Source organism: Dankookia sp. GCM10030260, assembly GCF_042666655.1.
In the GTDB taxonomy this organism is placed as follows: domain Bacteria; phylum Pseudomonadota; class Alphaproteobacteria; order Acetobacterales; family Acetobacteraceae; genus Paracraurococcus.
Genome location: NZ_JBHTDE010000036.1, coordinates 1 through 15,968, shown reverse-complemented (window position 1 = coordinate 15,968; position 15,968 = coordinate 1). Strand labels below are relative to the sequence as shown.

Sequence of the window (15,968 nt, the reverse complement as noted above, 5' to 3'; positions counted from 1 at the left end):
GTTGACCCGCCTGGTCAACGGCTGGCCCAACAGCCGGATCGATGAGCTGATGCCTTGGCACTGGGCACCCGCGAAAAACGCCTGATCATCAAACGCGGGCAGGAAGGGTCCCGAAGCTGCGCTTACGGTGCATTGGAGTAGCTGCCACAGCACCAGCGATGGTGCCCACCAGTGCGCGCCGACGGGTGATAGCGTCCATGGAGCATTGTCTCCCAGTCATTGAGCTGGGCAGTCTTCCATTGAGGGCTGCCTGTCCTGCTAACGCCGTGCCGGCAGGCGGCGATGCACGGAAAGCCGCATTCCGCTCATCATGGCCAGGTCGCACGGGTCCGAACTCTGGGGTCTTCGGCCCGTACTCATCGCATGCCCGGCGCAGCGCCGAAGTACAGGCAGCACTTCGCCTGCTCTCATGAATCCTCAACGATGACGCAGACAACAAGAGAAGCGAGCAGGGAGGGTCTATAACATATCACAGTTCAGCTTCGACTGCTGACCCAGTGTCGATGTAGTCGTCGTTCATCAGCTCTGTCTAACGCAGCGTTGACTTTCAATCGGCAAGATGTGTGAAGCCACGGAGAGTGACATAGCGTTGACATCCCCATAGCGACATTCCTGTCGTCCCAAGTGAAGGATCCAGCGTGGCTAATCAGTTCAAGCGAGGCCAAACAGTTCGGTTTGAGACAATCGGAGCCGGCGTTCGCGTCAAGCGGCGCGGCACCGTGGTGCGCACCGTGGACAGTGGCAAAGGCCTGAGGGTCGAAGTGCAGACAAAGGACGGCATACGTTTCCGGCCGCATCTGTCGGTGGTCAAAGCGGTAGCCCAAACGGCATAGCGGGGCGGCGTGACGGACACTGCACGGTAGGGACCGCCACCTCAGCTCAGCCTAACCAGAGGTGGTGGTCCCGGCTCCCAGCAAGTGCAGTGTTACGCCTTGTCCCGGATGAGATCCCGCACCAGCGGGTAGATCTGCGCCTCCCACACCGTCCCCTCGAACAGGGTTTCGTGCCCCGCACCGGGTTGCAGGTGATACCGCTTCATCGCTGCGTCGAGGCCGGTGCAGAGCCGTAGCGCCGCCCGGCCCTGGCCGGGCGGACAGCTGCCGTCGCGGTCGCCTTCGATCACCAGCAGCGCGGTGTCACGGATCGCCTCGGGCCGCACCTTCCGACCGTGCCAAGCCATCCGCCCGCGCGCGAGCTCATGCGTCTGGAACACCCGGTGGATGGTGTCGAGGTAGAGCTCCGCCGGCACGTCCATGACGGCGAGCAACTCGGCATACCGCCTCCGGTGCGCCTCGGCCGCGGCCTCATTGCCGCCAACCAGGTTGCCGAGCTGGTCGACCTGCGCCGCCATGTGGCGGTTCAGGTCCACCAGCACCGAATCAGCCATCTGCTGCGCGCCCGGGCGGACGCGCCGCCCGGCACCCCGGTACTGCGCCGGCACCCGGCCGACCGCATTGTAGGCGAACCAAGCGAGCGGCAGCACGCGCGTGAGCGATTGCTCCCGGGTTGGGGTGATCCGTGCGTCCACCGGTCCGCCGATCAGGGTGAGGCTGCGTGGCCGGGCGGGGTTGCTGTCCTCGGCCATCAGGGCGGTGGCTGCCAGCACCGCCACAGCCGGCTGAGATACCGCGAGCAGATGCGCCCCTGACCCCATTGCCTCCAGCCAGGCGATGATCTGCGCCACCATGTCGTCCAGGCCGAAGAGGCCGGCGGACACGGGGATCTCGCGCGCATCGGTCCAATCGGTCACATGCACATCGTGTTCGGGCAGCAGGGCCTCGACCGTGCCGCGCAACCGGGTGGCGAAATGGCCGGATTGCGGCGCGACCACCAGAACGCGTGGCCCAGGGTTCGCCACGTCCTTGGTAAAGCGCAGCAGCCGGCCGAAGGGAGCGGTATCAACCACGTCCTCCCGAACCTCGACCCGGCCGCCATTCTGCTGCAGCGAACCGAAGCCGAAGATCGGCTTACGGTGGGTAGTGCCAACACCTTCCAGCAGCTGGAGCGAGGCCGCTACCTGGGCCAGCGGAGATGCTTCCGGCCGGTCGGCATGCAGGGACCGGAGCAGGCCGGAGGCATCGCGGGCGAGGGGACGAAGCCGCGCCAGAAGGGCTGCCTGAGCCTGGGAGAGTTGGTAAATCACAGCTACGGCTCCTGGCGCTGGCGTTCTGCCCGGGCGGTGGTGCTTCTGGTGGTCCGACGGCAGTCACCGGCAGATCTCAACGCCTGCAACGCGCCAGACCATCAAGAAGCTATTGGCAGGCACCAGCGGCCCATACCGAAGGTCAGGGCGTCTCGGTACCGGCGCCCGGCTTCGATGTTCCCGCAGACCCCAGCAGGTGCAGGCTGCCCCACTGCCTTGCCCTTGCAAGACGATTTTCGAGAGGCCTTGCACAGGTGGAAGTTGGGGAGGTCCGGAAAGACACCGCGGACCGAAGGTCTACAGTGGCTCAGCTGTTGGAAGATGCATACCATGATTCGCGCCGGCGCCGGCTGCCTTCCGAAATTTGAGCACATAACCGCTGCAGCAGCCCGCGCCGCCGTAAAAAGAAAAACGTTGATAGGGAGAAGACGCATGACCGAGGCGATGCTCGAAGCAAAGCGGCCAAATCGCGCTTCACCGGTTCGAAAACTCGACGCTCTCATTATCGGTGCAGGCGTAGCGGGGCTCTACCAGCTGCACCAGCTCCGCGAGCTGGGGATGAACGTACGCGCCTACGACACAGCCTCGAACGTCGGCGGCACATGGTACTGGAATCGCTATCCTGGTGCCAGGTTCGATTCCGAGGCCTACATCTACCAATATCTGTTTTCCGAAGAGCTCTACAAAGGCTGGAGCTGGAGCGAGAAATTCCCTAGCCAGTCGGAGATTGAGCGTTGGCTGAACTATGTCGCTGACCGGCTCAACCTCCGACCGGACATCCAGTTCGACACCACGATCACCGACGCAAAATTCGATGAGACCACCAACCGCTGGACGGTGAAGACCGACACCGGCGAGACAATCGACACGCAGTTCCTGGTGACGTGCGGCGGAATGCTGTCAGCGCCACTCACCAACGTCTTTTCAGGGCAGGACACATTCAAGGGGAAACTCTTCCATACTGGTCGCTGGCCGAAGGAGCCGGTCGACTTCGCAAGCAAGCGGGTCGGCGTTGTCGGCATTGGCGCGACGGGCATCCAGGTCATCCAGACGATTGCGGATCAGGCCGGCCACCTGACCGTATTCGTGCGGACACCGCAGTATGCCGTCGCCATGAAGAACCCTAAGTACGGTCAGCAGGAGGTCGATGCCTACAAGGCGCGCTTCGATGAACTCAAGAACACGATCCCGAACACCTTCACTGGCTTCGAGTACGACTTCGTCCATAAATGGGCGGATCTTACCCCGGAGAAGCGGCGTGAGGTGCTGGAAGAGACCTGGCAGGACGGCTCGCTCAAGCTGTGGCTGGCGTCGTTTGGTGAGATGTTTTTCGATGAGAAGGTGAACGAGGAGATTTCCGAATTCGTGCGCGACAAAATGCGCGCGCGGCTCAAGGATCCGAAGCTCATTGATATGCTGATTCCGAAGGACTACGGCTTCGGCACACATAGGGTCCCCCTCAAGTCCAACTATCTCGAGGCTTATCTCCGCCCCAACGTTGAGGCGGTTAACGTCAGGGACAACCCGATCGTGCGTGTGACGCCGAAAGGCATCCAGACCGCAGACGAAAAACTCTACGAACTCGACATCATCGTTCTCGCAACCGGTTTCGATGCTGGAACCGGTGCCCTGACCCGCATCGATATCCGCGGTCGTGGCGGACGATCACTGAAGGAAGACTGGAGCCGCGACATCCGCACGACGATGGGACTCCAGGTTCATGGCTACCCCAACCTGTTCACGACGGCGACGCCGCTCGCACCCTCTGCTGCCCTTTGCAACATGACAACCTGCCTTCAGCAGCAGACCGAATGGATAACCGACTGCATCCGGTACATGCGGGATCACGATCTCACCGTTTGCGAACCGACGAAGGAGATTGAGGACCGCTGGGTGGAGCACCACGACGAGACTGCAAACGCGACCCTGATTTCAAAGACCGCCTCATGGTACCTCGGATCGAATGTCGAGGGTAAGCCGCGTCGCGTCCTGTCTTACACGGGCGGCGTCGGAACCTACCGGCAGAAATGTGCGGAGGTGGCCGCCAGCGGATACCAGGGCTTCGACATGCGGTGACAGCGCCGATACCTGCCGTAGCACCGCTGGGTGAGGCAGGTTCGCCCTCACCGGATATCAAATAGCCCCAACGGGGAGGAATAAACATGAGCGCCGATTTCAAGGCAGCGGCCGATGCGATTCTGAACAAGGTTGTCACCTCAAACCCAGCCGTGCCGGGTGTGGTCGCCATGGCGACCGATCGGCAACGGAACATTTATGAAGGCGCGGCCGGCCTGCGCCGGCTCGACAGCGACGAGACGATGACGACAGACACGATCTTCGCCATCTTCTCGACAACCAAGGCGATCACCGGCACGGCTGTGCTGCAACTCGTCGAGGAAGGCAGGCTCGATCTTGATGCGCCGGCGAAGACCTACGTGCCGGAGATCGCTCGACTGCAGGTCATCGAGGGATTTGACACACACAGTGAGCCGAAGCTTCGTCCACCCAAGCGCGAGGTGACGACGCGTATGCTGCTGCTCCACACCGCGGGCTTCGGCTACGACTTTTTCAGCGAAACCTACAACCGGCTGTCGCAGGAGAAGGGACAGCCGAGTGTCGTCACCGGCTCAAAGGCTTCGCTCATGACGCCGCTGCTCTTCGACCCGGGTGAGCGGTGGGAGTATGGCTCGAACATTGATTGGTGCGGGCTTGTGGTCGAAGGGATCACGGGCAAGCGGCTCGGCGAGGTCTTCCGGACCCGCATCTTCGAGCCGCTTGGCATGCACAACACGGCTTTCGTGATGACCGAAGCAATGCGTGCCAGGGTCGCGGGAATGCACGCACGCAGCAGCGATGGGTCGCTCGCGCCGATCGAGTTTGAACTGCCGTCCGAACCAGAGGTTCACATGGGCGGACACGGGCTTTACGGATCCGTCGGCGACTACATGCGATTTATCCGCATGTGGCTGAACGACGGAAACGGAGAGCAGGGCCGCGTCCTCAAACCCGAGACCGTCCGAATGGCCGAACGGAACCAGCTCGGCGAGAAGAAGATCACACGGCTGCCAGGCGTCATCCGGACGCTGTCGAACGACGCCGAGTTTTTCCCCGGCCTGTCAAAGTCTTGGTCTTTCACCTTCATGGTGAACGACGAAGCGGCGTCAACCGGTCGGCCGGCTGGCGCGCTCGGCTGGGCGGGGCTTGCCAACCTGTTCTACTGGATTGACCGTCAAAACGGGTTTGGCGGGTTCTGGGCGACCCAGATCCTGCCGTTCGCTGACCCGGTTTCCTTCGGCGGCTACATGGATTTCGAGACGGCGTTCTACGACGGCCTGCGCCAGCGAAAGGTCGGATAGGGGCTGCTTCCGGGCATGTGCGAGAAGCACTCTCTGCACAAACCAGACCGACAGCGGTGGTGTTAGGCTTGCCACCAGCCGGGGACATGGCGCAACAGGGCAGGGACATGCCGGGGACTACGAAGCGGGACCACCAGGCGGAGCGGCTGCAGGCCATCCGCCTGCGCTACACGATCAACACGCATCTCGAGGACTGCGCCGTCGCCACGCCGGCGGCGATCGGCGCCGCCACTGGTCTGCCCGCCGCCGAAGCGGTCCGCCTACTGACCCGCAGGCAGTTGTAGTGCGACCAGTTGTTGAGACGGCGGACTGCGCTACTCAGGCGGCCAAGGGTAGGTGGACGGGTAGGCACTGAGCAAGGCCGCGTTGCTCGGCGCGGATCTGGTTCGGGGTGCGATAGCCATGCCGGGCGACGAGCCAGGTGGCATTGTAGTGGGCGACGAAGTCCTGCAGCCCGCAGCGCAGCTCTTCGATGGTGTCGAAGGTGTGCACCCACAAGAAGTTCTCCTTCAGGGTGCGGATGAAGCGTTCGGCGACGCTGTTGCCCTCGGGCTGGCGGACGAAGGAGGGCGAGCTCTCGATGCCGAAGAAGGCGATCTCGTCCTGGAAGTCGCCGGACAGGTAGTTGGAGCCATGGTCGTGGCGCAGGGCGAGGCCCTTGGCCACGCCCTTCTCGATGCGACCGAAGTGGCGCAGGACGCCCTGGCGTACTGGCTCGAGCGCCTCGAAGCGGTCGCCGGAGCGCGCGGCATGGTTGCCGACGCACTCGCCGGAGCAGTGGTCGACGGCAACGAACACCCGGGCCCGACCGTCTCTGACGGTCACGGTCTCGGTCATGTCGGTTCCCCACATCGCATCTACGGCGGCGGTGGTGATGGTGCCATCATGGGCGCGCTGCGCGGGACGGCCGACCCGGTGCGGCGCGAGCAGGCCGTGCTGGCCCATGAGACGCCGGACCCGGCGGGCCGAGCTGCGGATGCCGGCATGGCGCAGCCGGGCCCAGATCTTGCGGTAGCCCTCACCATGCAGGCGCGAGCCGAGGATCTGGGCGCGGATGTGCTCGAGCAACACGGCATCGGAGCAGGCACCGACCGGGCCTCGGCGCACCGAGACAGCCGATCCGGTTCTGTTGCAGCTTTTCAGAACAGTCACGGCAAGGTAGCAGCCGGGCATGGCGAGATGGCTTCAGGCGGACGCGGTGAAGTTGGGCGGGTCCTTCAAGGGACGGCAGTTCATCGCCGAGGTGATCCTCTGGGCTGTCCGCTGGTACTTGATGTTCCCGATCAGCTACCGCGATCTCGAGCTGATGCTGGCAGACCGCGGCGTAGGGGTCGACCACACCACGATTTTCCGCTGGATCCAGGCCTATGCGCCGGAGCTGGAGAAGCGGATCCGGCCGCACCTGCGCACATCCGACGGCTCGTGGCGGGTCGACGAAACCTATGTGAAGGTGAAGGGCCGCTGGACCTACCTGTATCGCGCGGTCGACAGCCGCGGCCAGACCATCGACTTCCTGCTCTCGGCAAGGCGGGACACAGCGGCCGCGAAGCGCTTCTTCCGCAAGGCTCTCGGGCAGCCGCACACGGTGAACCCGCGCACCATCACGGTGGACAAGAACCCGGCCTACCCGCGCGCGGTAGCGGAGATGAAGGAGGACGGTGAGCTATGGCGACGCTCGCAGCTGCGCCAGGTCAAGTATCTCAATAACATTGTGGAACAAGACCACCGGCGCGTGAAACGCCTGGTCAGACCTGGGCTCGGCTTCGGCAGTTTCCATACGGCGCGACGAACCCTGGCAGGCTACGAAGTGATGGCGATGGTGAGGAAGGGGCAGGTACGGAGGATTGGCGGACGCGACATGCGGGCTCAGGCGACCTTCGTCGCCAAGCTGTTCGACTTCGCTGCCTGATTTATCTCCTGCTGGAGCCATTCACGGCCCGCTGAAAACTTTGCAACACAACCCCCAAGCTCGTGTCCCAGCACGGCTGCGACCTCGTCCTCGCTCCCAAGCAGTTCCAGCATGCCGAACGTGATCGTCACCCGGCCCTGCCCGCTCACCGAGGCGCGTGCTGCCCTGGACGGATCGAGCGTGACCTGCAGGGTGCAGTCGCCGCTGCCATAGGCGGTGCAGAGCGGCTGCGCCGCCTGGGTCAGGCGCTGCGAAACGCTAACCAGCATCGCCTCAGGCGCGCCTGCCATGCCGGCGGCGGGTGGGGGGTTTCGAAAATCGCCTGGCGGGCCACGTCCAGCTCGACCGGATCGACGGCGGGTGGGATGAAGCGTGGGCCGCAGCCGACAAGCGGAAGCAGCACGAGCAGGATTATCGCCGCCGGGACCGCCTTGCTGTCGTGCATATCAGGTCGGTGCTTCGGCCGTATCCGTGCCATGCTGCAGATCGGCCATGATCGCCGGGATCTCCGCGAGCAATTCGCGGGCAAGATACCCGATCGGCCCGCGCGTGCGGGCGAGACGCTCCCCTGCCTCAGCATGCAGGTACACTCCCCAGAGGGTGGCCTCTGTCGGCGCGGCACCGCGGGCAAGCAACCCAGCGACGATGCCGGCCAGGGTATCGCCCGAGCCGGAGGTGGCCAGGCCGACATTGCCGTGGTCGCAGGACCAAGCGCGCCCGTTTGGATCCACGATGAAGGTGCGGCCGCCCTTCATCGCCACCACCGCCTGTAGTCCGGTGGCCACTTTCCGCGCAGCCGCGAGAGGGTCAGCCAGAACTGCGTCCCGCGGGACGTCCAGCAACGACGCCATCTCGCCCGCGTGCGGCGTCAGAACGATCCGGCCTGCATGGCCGGCCAATGCTGCCCGGCAGCTATTGAGCTCTTGCAGAGCGGCCGCGTCCAGCACGAAGCCGGGACCGTCGATCGATGCAAGCAGACGGCTGGTGAGCAGCGAAACCGCGGCGCTATCCATCATCCCGGGACCGAGGAGTACCGCATCGGTTCGGCTGCAACGCCCGGCCAACCTCTCGACCTCCACCGCGGAAATGCCACCCTCTGGCGTTTCCTCCAGACCGGTGACCAGGGCTTCCGGCACCGCCACGGCAAGTTGCGGCGCAACGCTGCGACAGGTCGCAATCTGCAGCTTGCCGGCTCCCGCGCGCAGTGCAGCCAGACCGGCCAGCAGGGCGCCGCCAGGCGTCTCGACACTGCCGCCGATGACCAGGACGCGGCCACGCTCGTCCTTGTCTTCACCCTCGTGATGCCGGGGCAGGGGTATGGAGCGGAGCAGCTCACCCGTTACGGGTATGACGGCCTCGCTCATCGGGCACCAATCGGTGCATCGGGCTCTGCGGTGATCTGGGTTCCCTGCTCCTGCAGAGGGGCGACAAAGTTATAGGCCTGCAGCACCATGCCGGCAGCATCGCCACGGCTATGATCGACTGCGTATTCCGTGACCGCACAGTTAGCCACGTCGCCTTCGGCGTCGATCCGCAAGATCTGATCCTCAGTCATCTTCTCCAGCAGGTAGCGAAGGCACAGCACGACCACCTGATGCGCGACAACCAACACGCGCGCGCCGCCATGATGCAGCGACATGGTGTCGAGGGCGCTGCGCAGGCGCAGGATCACGTCACACCAGCTCTCCCCGCCGGGAGGTCGATGATAGAACTTGCCAAGGATGCGGCGGAACTCCGCTTGGTCCGGATGATGCTGTTCGATGCCGTAGCGGGTCAGCCGATCAAGGACGCCAAACTCTTTTTCCCGCAGCCGCTCATCCTGGATGAAGTCGGCTGGATCCACGCAGACGCCGCCAGCTTCGTGGATCAGCGTTGCTGTCTGCAGCGCGCGCCTGTAGGGCGAGGACAGAACCACATTGGGTTGCTGATCCTCTGGCATTTCGGCGAACCATCGTCCCAAGGCACGCGATTGTTGTTCACCCAATCCGCTGAGGGGCACGTCGACATCGCGTCCACCCGTCTCGATATGCGTTAGGCGTGCGGCATGGGCAGTGTCGCGTGCGACGTTGCCGCTGCTTTCACCGTGTCGCACGACCCAAAGCCGGCTTGGCCATCGCTGCGTCATGATACGAATGTTTCTCACCTGTTCGGAGCGATAACGTCTGAGGCGGCCTAGTGTTCGATTTTGATAGCCGAAGCGGCTCCAAGTGAAAGGAACGTCTGATCCTGCTGGCTGTTGACAGCCCTTCATGCGAGGTAGCCGCTCTTCCCGGTCTGGAAGGCGGCCAGTATCGCCACGAATGGTGAGGATACGGAGATGAGCGACGCTAGGACGACCGGCGCCACAAACAGCCAGCTTCGGCAAGAGGCCGCCGATGTAGTCGACGATGTGAAGGCCGAGGGCGCTGGAGTGGCCGAGGCCGCGAAGAACCAGGCATTAGGCTTTGCCGAGGAGCAGAAGCAACGCGGCGCCGAGCATGCCGAAGGGATCGCCCGTGCCGTGCATGGTGCAGCGGACCAGCTGCAAGAAAGCTCCCCGCAAATCGCGCGCTATGTCCAAGAGGCTGCCTCGGCAGTGGACGGCCTGGCGCGCAGCCTGCGGGATAGCAGCCCAGGTCAGCTGATGGGTCAGATGGAGAACCTTGCTCGTCGCCAGCCGGTCGCTTTCTTCGGCGCCGCGGTGCTGGCAGGTTTCGCCCTGGCGCGCTTCGCCAAGAGCTCGGCCGAGGAAGCGCGGCATGCTGGCGCCCAAGCGACGCTGGCGCAGGGTGGCCGGCATGCGGATGCGGCGATCGGTGGTGGCCGCGTGGTGCCGCATTCCACCGCCATGGGCGCGCCGGGCTGGGTCCAGCGCGGGCCGGACGACGCGCCGCGGCCAGCTACCGTTGCCGCGGCGTCGCTCGGCGGTGCCGCCGCCCGGACGACCGCCCAAGCCGGGCAAACCAGCCCGATCAAAGACGCGGGCTAGGAGAGAGCTGTCATGCCATCCGATATGAACCGCGCGCCGGAGCGTGACCGTAGCGTCACCGACCTGTTCGGCAGCGCCATCGGCCAAATCTCCACTTTGTTTCGCAAGGAGGTCCAGCTCGCGCGCGCTGAGCTTAGCGAGAAGCTGGGCGACGCAGCCGGCGCCATTACGCCCTTGGCGGCTGGTGGCGGACTGCTGCTCGGGGCATTGATCGTGCTGCTGTTTGCGCTGGTCGCGCTGCTCGAACGCTTCGGCTTGGCGACCGGATGGGCGGAGCTGATCGTCGGCCTCGCCGCAGCGCTCGGCGGCTACGCGCTGATCCGCGGCGGTCTTTCCCAACTTAAGACATCCAACCTTGTGCCGACACGCACGACCACGCAGCTGTCGCGCGACGCGCAGGTGGCGAAGGAGCAGGTTCAATGAGCAGCACGACCAACCCTGGCAGCCGCTCTGCCGCGGAGATCGAGCGCGAGGTCGAGCAGACCCGCGCCGGCCTCACCGACACGCTGGACGAGTTGCGCGAGCGCGCCTCCCCAGGCCAGCTTTTTGAGCAGGCGCTGGACTATGCCCGCAGCTCCGGCGGCAACGAGTTCGTGCGCAACCTCGGCACCTCGGTACGGGACAACCCGCTGCCGTTGCTGTTGATCGGTGCCGGCATTGGCTGGCTGATGATGTCGGGTGGCAGCCGTTCGGGCGGAACCACATCGTTCCGGACCATCTCGCCCAACCCCTCGGCCGGCACCGGCTCGATCGGCACCGGCAGCACGCGGGTACGGGTGTACGGGGACGGTGCGGAGGCCAACGCCTCAATAATCGGACGCGCTTCGGCGGCCGTGGGTGCGGCGCAGGACAACGTCACCGGTGCAGCCGATCAGGCGAAGGAGAAGGTCGGACAAGCCTATGACAGCGTGACCGATGCGGTGAGCTCGATGACCGACAGCGTTCGCGATGCGGCTACCTCGATCACCGACCGAGTGACGGGTAGCGGGCAGGAAGTGCAGGCCCGGGCCGGCGAGCTCAGCGACCAGACCCGCCAGGGCGTGACCTGGCTTATGCGGGAGCAGCCGCTCGTTCTGGGCGCAATCGGCGTGGCGCTGGGCGCCGCGGTCGGTGCCCTGCTGCCGGGCACCGAGGTCGAGGACCGGCTCATGGGTGATACCCGCGACGCTGTGGCGGACCGTGTCCAAACCACGGCGCAGCAGGGCTATGAGCGGCTCAAGGACACCGCCGGCGAGCATCTGGAGCACGCGAAAGCCGCAGTCGGGCAGGCGGCAGATGGAAAAGGTGGAGTCGGCTCGGCGCTGACCGAGGCGGCACGGGAGGTTGGGCAAGCAGCGCGCGATACCGCGCACGATTTGGCCGGAGAGGCGCGTAGCACGTTGGAAGGCCAGCCGCGCCGCAATGAGGGATCGGCACCCGCGCCGGGCCCGAGCTCACCGCGCATCGGCCCCGTCTAGGGCTACGGGGCTTTGCCGGCGGCCCCTCCACCGCGGCCGAAGCAAAAGAGCCATGCCTTTGGGTGGCCCGGCATGGACTGCCGTGGCGGGCCATGTTGCAGGGATCGGCAAGACGGACGAAGTAAGCCCAACCCTGTCTGGGTTCAGGCGATGCGAAAGGAGATCGGGCGTCCCAGCTCCAACATACGGTTCAGGGCGTAGACGGCAATGTTCACCTCGGTCGCCCGACGCTGGTCCGTGTGGCAGCGCAGCCCGTAACTGATCATCTGTTTGAACCTGCTGACGGTGGCTTCGACGCGGGCTCGGGTGGTGTATCCTGACGCCTTCTGCCAGGCCGCTAGTCCATGCTTGGCGATGAACTGCAGGATGGCAGTCCCGCTGCGTTGGCGCGGTCGCGGCCGGCTCGCTTTGCACGACCTTGGAATGTGGCGGTACGATGACCGCCGCTTCCGGATGATGCTCGGCGACCGAGATGGCAACGCCTTTCTGGTCGTAGGCGCCGTCAGGGGCCAGACGGAACACGGCCCAAAGTGTCAGCGCCGTCAGAATCGCCAAAGGCGAGTACCAAGGCTGCTCGCCTGGGGTCGTGCGCGGCGCTACGTGCCACCCGTCGATCGCCGCATCGGAGAACCACACCGTCCGGCTCCCACGTTGGCGCAGGCTGGCGTCGTACTCGTGCCAGCTCATTACCTTTCGCTTCTGCTTAGGAATGTGGTGGCGGCGGTCCTAATTCAGCTAGAAAGGCAAGATGCGTATCCGGAATCAGAGCAGGGTCGATCCTCCTACGTTGGCCCGGCCCACAGCGCCACCGGCCGAATCCATGCAACAGCGCCCCAGCTGGGGTCAAATACCCGACTTCTGGCCCTGGGTTTCGAGCCGGATATAGGTGTTCACCACGTCAGGCAGGTTCTGACCGGCCCATTCGGCCATGGCGATTTCCTCCTGCAAGCTTTCCTGCAGCAGCGGGATGGCCTGCTGGTCACCTGCCGCCCCGGCCATCTCGATTAGCGCCCGGTAGGAAGCGATCTCGAAATGCTCGAAGGCGTAGTTGGCGAAGCTGTTCTTCAGGATCTCGTCTTGCATCGGCGCATGGGCAAGAGCCGCCATGTTGCCCATGAAGCCGGTGGCGAGGTCCTTCAGCGTGCTCGCGCTGGTACCATGCGCCTGGAGGATCTGTTCCAGCCGCTGTGACTGCCGGCGGGTCTCCTCGATGTGCTGCTGCAGGCGTTGGCGCGTGGCCGGGTAGTTCTCGATCCGCTCCACTTGGCGGGAGAGGAGCTGGTCGGCTTGGGCCTCTAGCGCATGGGCATTGCGCAAGCCGGTAATATAGATGTCCTGGATGGTGCTTGGCAGGGGTGGACTGCCTCTCGTGCAATGAGAGCAGGCCAACGGACGCGGCTAGGCGGCAGTTGCTTGCGAGGTCGAATGGGACGGATGCCCCAAGCAGGGCACGGGGCATGTATAAGGCCGATGGCCATAGTGAGGTTTGACGGCTGGCGGGTGTCCGACGTCAGGGCCCATGCTCTCCGATCCCCTTAATTTTTAGGCGGTGAAGGCAAGCTTGAAGAAGCCCGTCTCCGCCACGGCCTCGGGGAAGTTCTTCATCAGCGGCGCGAGCCTGTACTCTGGCATGGTGGGGATGAGATCGTCGAGCATGCAGCCTTGCCGGAACAGCGAGTGAGTGCGGCTTTTGTTGGTGTTTGATTTCAGCAGCCGGTCGCGCCGCATGGGTTCGCCGATGTGGGTGGCGGAAAGCTCGCTTCCGTCAATGAAGTGCTTCGACTGATCAAAACGGCGATGGCTGATGGTGGGCCGAATGCCGAAGTGCTCGACATCAATCTCAATGAGAGACTCGATGAGAAAGTGGTGGTACCGCTGGCCGGTAGGTTGGCCCCGCTCGGTGTGTCGTTGCTGTTTGCTGCCGGCTACGATAAGCATTGCAACACGGGCAGGCATGGAGCCGCGCCAGTGCTGCACAAGCTTTTCGATGGCCACCAAGTGACCACCGCGCTTGTTGTTCTGTTGTCTGCCACAAGTTTATTTAGATAACTGACTTAATCAGGCGCTGTCAGCGCTTCCCTTGCGAGACTGAAGCGGAAAGCTTGATCTCGTTCCGGTACAACGGGCGTAGTCTTCAGGCGAGGATATCGCCTCAGCAGGACACATTTCGTGTCGTAATTTTGGAAGATGGCCGAGCGGTGTCCAAGCCGCTGGTGTACGGCCCCGGCATGGTTTGCGATTCCGAAGAAGCGGCTAAATCCGCTATCTCTTTTGTCGAAGGCGGGATGTTGGAGTTACTGCGCCGGCCGCGGCGATCCTGAACACTTGCATACGGATATTAAAGTCCGTGACGAACATTTTGTGATGCGGTCTTCCCGTTACCGCCCAAGCCGGCACAATACTCGCAACGCTTACTCGCAACCGGTAGCTCAGTCCCAATAAGGTCGTGTTGCCGTGCCGATACCAAGTTGTCGCGGCGCAGCCGGGCGCAACTGCCCCCGCTTAATGCCGTTGGCTTCACCGCGTGGCCATGTCGGCCGCGGCTGAGGTAAGTGACCATGGACGAAATCATTAGGCTGATGACGGAACAGCTCCGCGATGCCTATAGCGCGGAGAAGCAAGCGCTGCGCGCCATGCCGCGAATGATGAAGAAGGCCTCGGCGCAGTCGCTAAAGGACGCGCTGCAGATGCATGTCGAGCAGACCGAGGGCCAGGTCGAGCGCCTGGAGAAGGCGCTCGAGCTGGTCGGCGGCAAACTCGGCCGTAAGGTCTGCGAGGGCATGCGCGGCATCATCGAGGAGGGCCAGAGCGAGCTGGAGGACTACGAGAAGGGCCCGCTGCTGGATACTCTGATCGTCGCCGCGCAGCAGCGGATCGAGCATTACGAGATCGCCTCCTACGGCACCATGGCGGCGTTGGCCAAGGTGGTGGGGCAGCAGGAGGTGGCGAAACTGCTGGCCGAGACGCTGCAGGAGGAACGGCAGACCGACGAAAAGCTGACTCAGCTCGCCGAAAGCGAATTGAACCCGGCGGCGATCAAGGGCGCACAGTCGGACGAGCCGGCCAACGACCGCCGCAGCAAGCGCGGCGCCGCGGCCTGACAGCGGTAGCGGCGGGTCTTGTCCATGCGGGGCGGGTTGGTCTGCCCGCAACAACAGCCTTATCTATGCTGCCCTCCCCGCAGCTTTTCGATTGGGCAGTGCCGGACGCTATAGCGGCGCATAAAGGTGTGGCGCCGAACGATGGCCCGCCGCTTGGTTTTTGATGCGACGTCGCCCGAGATGACGGCGGTTAGTGCAGCGACACAGACGGAAGATGTAGGCCGCCGTTGCCTACCCCACGGCGGGCGGCTCCGACTTTGAGGCTGCCTGCATCTTCCGAATGCTTCTGAGCACTGGTGATGCGACAACAGGCACCGGGTCATTAGGCACCGGAAGTGTGTTGCTGAAGCAATACGACTGGCCAAGGTTGTTGTCGCGCGATAGCCGCCGGTCAGTCGCACCGAACCTCCACCAACCATGTCAGCAGATCGGCCAAACCAATGCCGAAAAAGATTTCTTTTGAAAGCGTTTGGAAACCTGTAACCAAGGACAGCGCTGACACGAGACCGATCGGCAGCAACGTGCTGATCTTGACGATAAATCTTGCTCTTTGGGCGGTGCTCATCGGCGCTGTGCGCTTTCTCCTACTCTGACAATCCAGCAGCGTACGCCGCGCCATCTCGGTCGCCCGACACTGGTCCGTGCGGGAGCGCAGCCCGTAACCGATCACCTGCTTGAACCTGCCGATGGTGGCTTCGACGCGGGCTCCGGTGTTGTAGCCAGACGTCTTCTGCCAGGCCGCTCGTCCGTGCTCAGCCATGCACTGCAGATGGCGGTCTCGCTGCGTCGGCGCGCTCGCTGCCATCTCACTTGGCACGGCCGTGGAATGCGGCGGCACGATGACCAGCGCTTCCTGGTGACGCTCGGCGACTGCAGTAGAAACGCCTTCCTGGTCGTAGGCGCCGTCTGGGGTGCGGCACGGTTCGATGAGACAGCCGACTGCGGTAGAGAGGTCACCGCAACCGGAGGTCAGACCGATGGACCAGAACCACAGCGACAAGCCCGTGGGGGCGCCGGCGGGCGCCCAGAACGCT

General features: G+C 64.0%; 15 protein-coding genes and 2 pseudogenes. 8 read left to right on the top strand and 9 right to left on the bottom strand.

Annotated elements, in window-relative coordinates; translation table 11 throughout:
- Positions 1-925: 925 nt before the first annotated feature.
- Positions 926-2,143 (bottom strand): polyhydroxyalkanoate depolymerase, encoded by a 1,218-nt coding sequence (gene phaZ, locus ACFQS7_RS29675; RefSeq protein WP_380070756.1) that lies wholly within the window; start codon positions 2,141-2,143, stop codon positions 926-928.
- Between the two features lie 432 nt (positions 2,144-2,575).
- Here phaZ and ACFQS7_RS29670 point away from each other — a divergent pair, with 432 nt between their 5' ends.
- From ACFQS7_RS29670 to ACFQS7_RS29660, 3 genes are all read left to right on the top strand, one after another.
- The gene (locus ACFQS7_RS29670; RefSeq protein ID WP_380070755.1) at positions 2,576-4,219 is read left to right on the top strand and encodes a flavin-containing monooxygenase; all 1,644 of its coding nucleotides are present in this window, start codon (positions 2,576-2,578) and stop codon (positions 4,217-4,219) included.
- 86 nt (positions 4,220-4,305) lie between these two features.
- Positions 4,306-5,499 (top strand): serine hydrolase domain-containing protein, encoded by a 1,194-nt coding sequence (locus tag ACFQS7_RS29665; RefSeq protein WP_380070754.1) that lies wholly within the window; start codon positions 4,306-4,308, stop codon positions 5,497-5,499.
- Positions 5,500-5,606: 107 nt separating this feature from the next.
- The gene (locus ACFQS7_RS29660) at positions 5,607-5,783 is read left to right on the top strand and encodes a hypothetical protein (RefSeq protein ID WP_380070753.1); all 177 of its coding nucleotides are present in this window, start codon (positions 5,607-5,609) and stop codon (positions 5,781-5,783) included.
- Positions 5,784-5,817: 34 nt separating this feature from the next.
- Here the strand turns inward: ACFQS7_RS29660 and ACFQS7_RS29655 are convergent.
- Positions 5,818-6,603 (bottom strand): annotated as a pseudogene (locus tag ACFQS7_RS29655) (transposase); the annotation flags it as partial.
- 67 nt (positions 6,604-6,670) lie between these two features.
- On the opposite strand from ACFQS7_RS29655, the gene ACFQS7_RS29650 reads away from it, so the two are divergent.
- Complete coding sequence (locus ACFQS7_RS29650) at positions 6,671-7,408, top strand: IS6 family transposase (protein ID WP_380070752.1); 738 nt, start codon at positions 6,671-6,673, stop codon at positions 7,406-7,408.
- Here the strand turns inward: ACFQS7_RS29650 and ACFQS7_RS29645 are convergent.
- Genes ACFQS7_RS29645 through ACFQS7_RS29630 form a run of 4 tightly spaced genes read right to left on the bottom strand, consistent with a single transcriptional unit; the run spans position 7,366 to position 9,533 of the window.
- Complete coding sequence (locus tag ACFQS7_RS29645; protein ID WP_380070751.1) at positions 7,366-7,677, bottom strand: M48 family metalloprotease; 312 nt, start codon at positions 7,675-7,677, stop codon at positions 7,366-7,368. The two genes, ACFQS7_RS29650 and ACFQS7_RS29645, sit on opposite strands and share 43 nt — an antisense overlap.
- The gene (locus ACFQS7_RS29640) at positions 7,650-7,853 is read right to left on the bottom strand and encodes a hypothetical protein (RefSeq protein WP_380070750.1); all 204 of its coding nucleotides are present in this window, start codon (positions 7,851-7,853) and stop codon (positions 7,650-7,652) included. The genes ACFQS7_RS29645 and ACFQS7_RS29640 overlap by 28 nt, the downstream gene beginning before the upstream one ends.
- 1 nt (position 7,854) lies before the next feature.
- On the bottom strand, positions 7,855-8,772 hold the full coding sequence (locus tag ACFQS7_RS29635; protein WP_380070749.1) for an NAD(P)H-hydrate dehydratase: 918 nt from the start codon (positions 8,770-8,772) through the stop codon (positions 7,855-7,857).
- Positions 8,769-9,533, bottom strand: a complete 765-nt coding sequence (locus ACFQS7_RS29630) for a histidine phosphatase family protein (RefSeq protein ID WP_380070748.1) — start codon at positions 9,531-9,533, stop codon at positions 8,769-8,771. The genes ACFQS7_RS29635 and ACFQS7_RS29630 overlap by 4 nt, the downstream gene beginning before the upstream one ends.
- Positions 9,534-9,725: 192 nt before the next feature.
- Between ACFQS7_RS29630 and ACFQS7_RS29625 the strand changes: the two genes are divergently transcribed.
- From ACFQS7_RS29625 to ACFQS7_RS29615, 3 genes are read left to right on the top strand one after another with little or no spacing between them, the layout of a single operon-like run.
- Positions 9,726-10,376, top strand: a complete 651-nt coding sequence (locus tag ACFQS7_RS29625) for a hypothetical protein (RefSeq protein ID WP_380070747.1) — start codon at positions 9,726-9,728, stop codon at positions 10,374-10,376.
- Positions 10,377-10,388: 12 nt separating this feature from the next.
- Positions 10,389-10,799: a phage holin family protein gene (locus tag ACFQS7_RS29620; protein WP_380070746.1), complete on the top strand. Its 411-nt coding sequence runs from the start codon at positions 10,389-10,391 to the stop codon at positions 10,797-10,799.
- Positions 10,796-11,833, top strand: a complete 1,038-nt coding sequence (locus tag ACFQS7_RS29615; protein ID WP_380070745.1) for a DUF3618 domain-containing protein — start codon at positions 10,796-10,798, stop codon at positions 11,831-11,833. Before ACFQS7_RS29620 ends, ACFQS7_RS29615 begins: the two co-directional genes overlap by 4 nt.
- Positions 11,834-12,676: 843 nt before the next feature.
- Here the strand turns inward: ACFQS7_RS29615 and ACFQS7_RS29610 are convergent.
- Positions 12,677-13,222: a ferritin-like domain-containing protein gene (locus ACFQS7_RS29610; RefSeq protein ID WP_380070744.1), complete on the bottom strand. Its 546-nt coding sequence runs from the start codon at positions 13,220-13,222 to the stop codon at positions 12,677-12,679.
- Between the two features lie 153 nt (positions 13,223-13,375).
- Positions 13,376-13,828 (bottom strand): hypothetical protein, encoded by a 453-nt coding sequence (locus ACFQS7_RS29605; RefSeq protein WP_380070743.1) that lies wholly within the window; start codon positions 13,826-13,828, stop codon positions 13,376-13,378.
- Between the two features lie 563 nt (positions 13,829-14,391).
- Here ACFQS7_RS29605 and ACFQS7_RS29600 point away from each other — a divergent pair.
- Positions 14,392-14,934, top strand: coding sequence for a ferritin-like domain-containing protein (locus tag ACFQS7_RS29600; RefSeq protein ID WP_380070742.1), 543 nt, complete (start codon positions 14,392-14,394; stop codon positions 14,932-14,934).
- 391 nt (positions 14,935-15,325) lie between these two features.
- On the opposite strand, the pseudogene ACFQS7_RS29595 reads toward ACFQS7_RS29600, so the two are convergent.
- Positions 15,326-15,968: pseudogene (locus ACFQS7_RS29595) on the bottom strand (hypothetical protein); the annotation flags it as partial.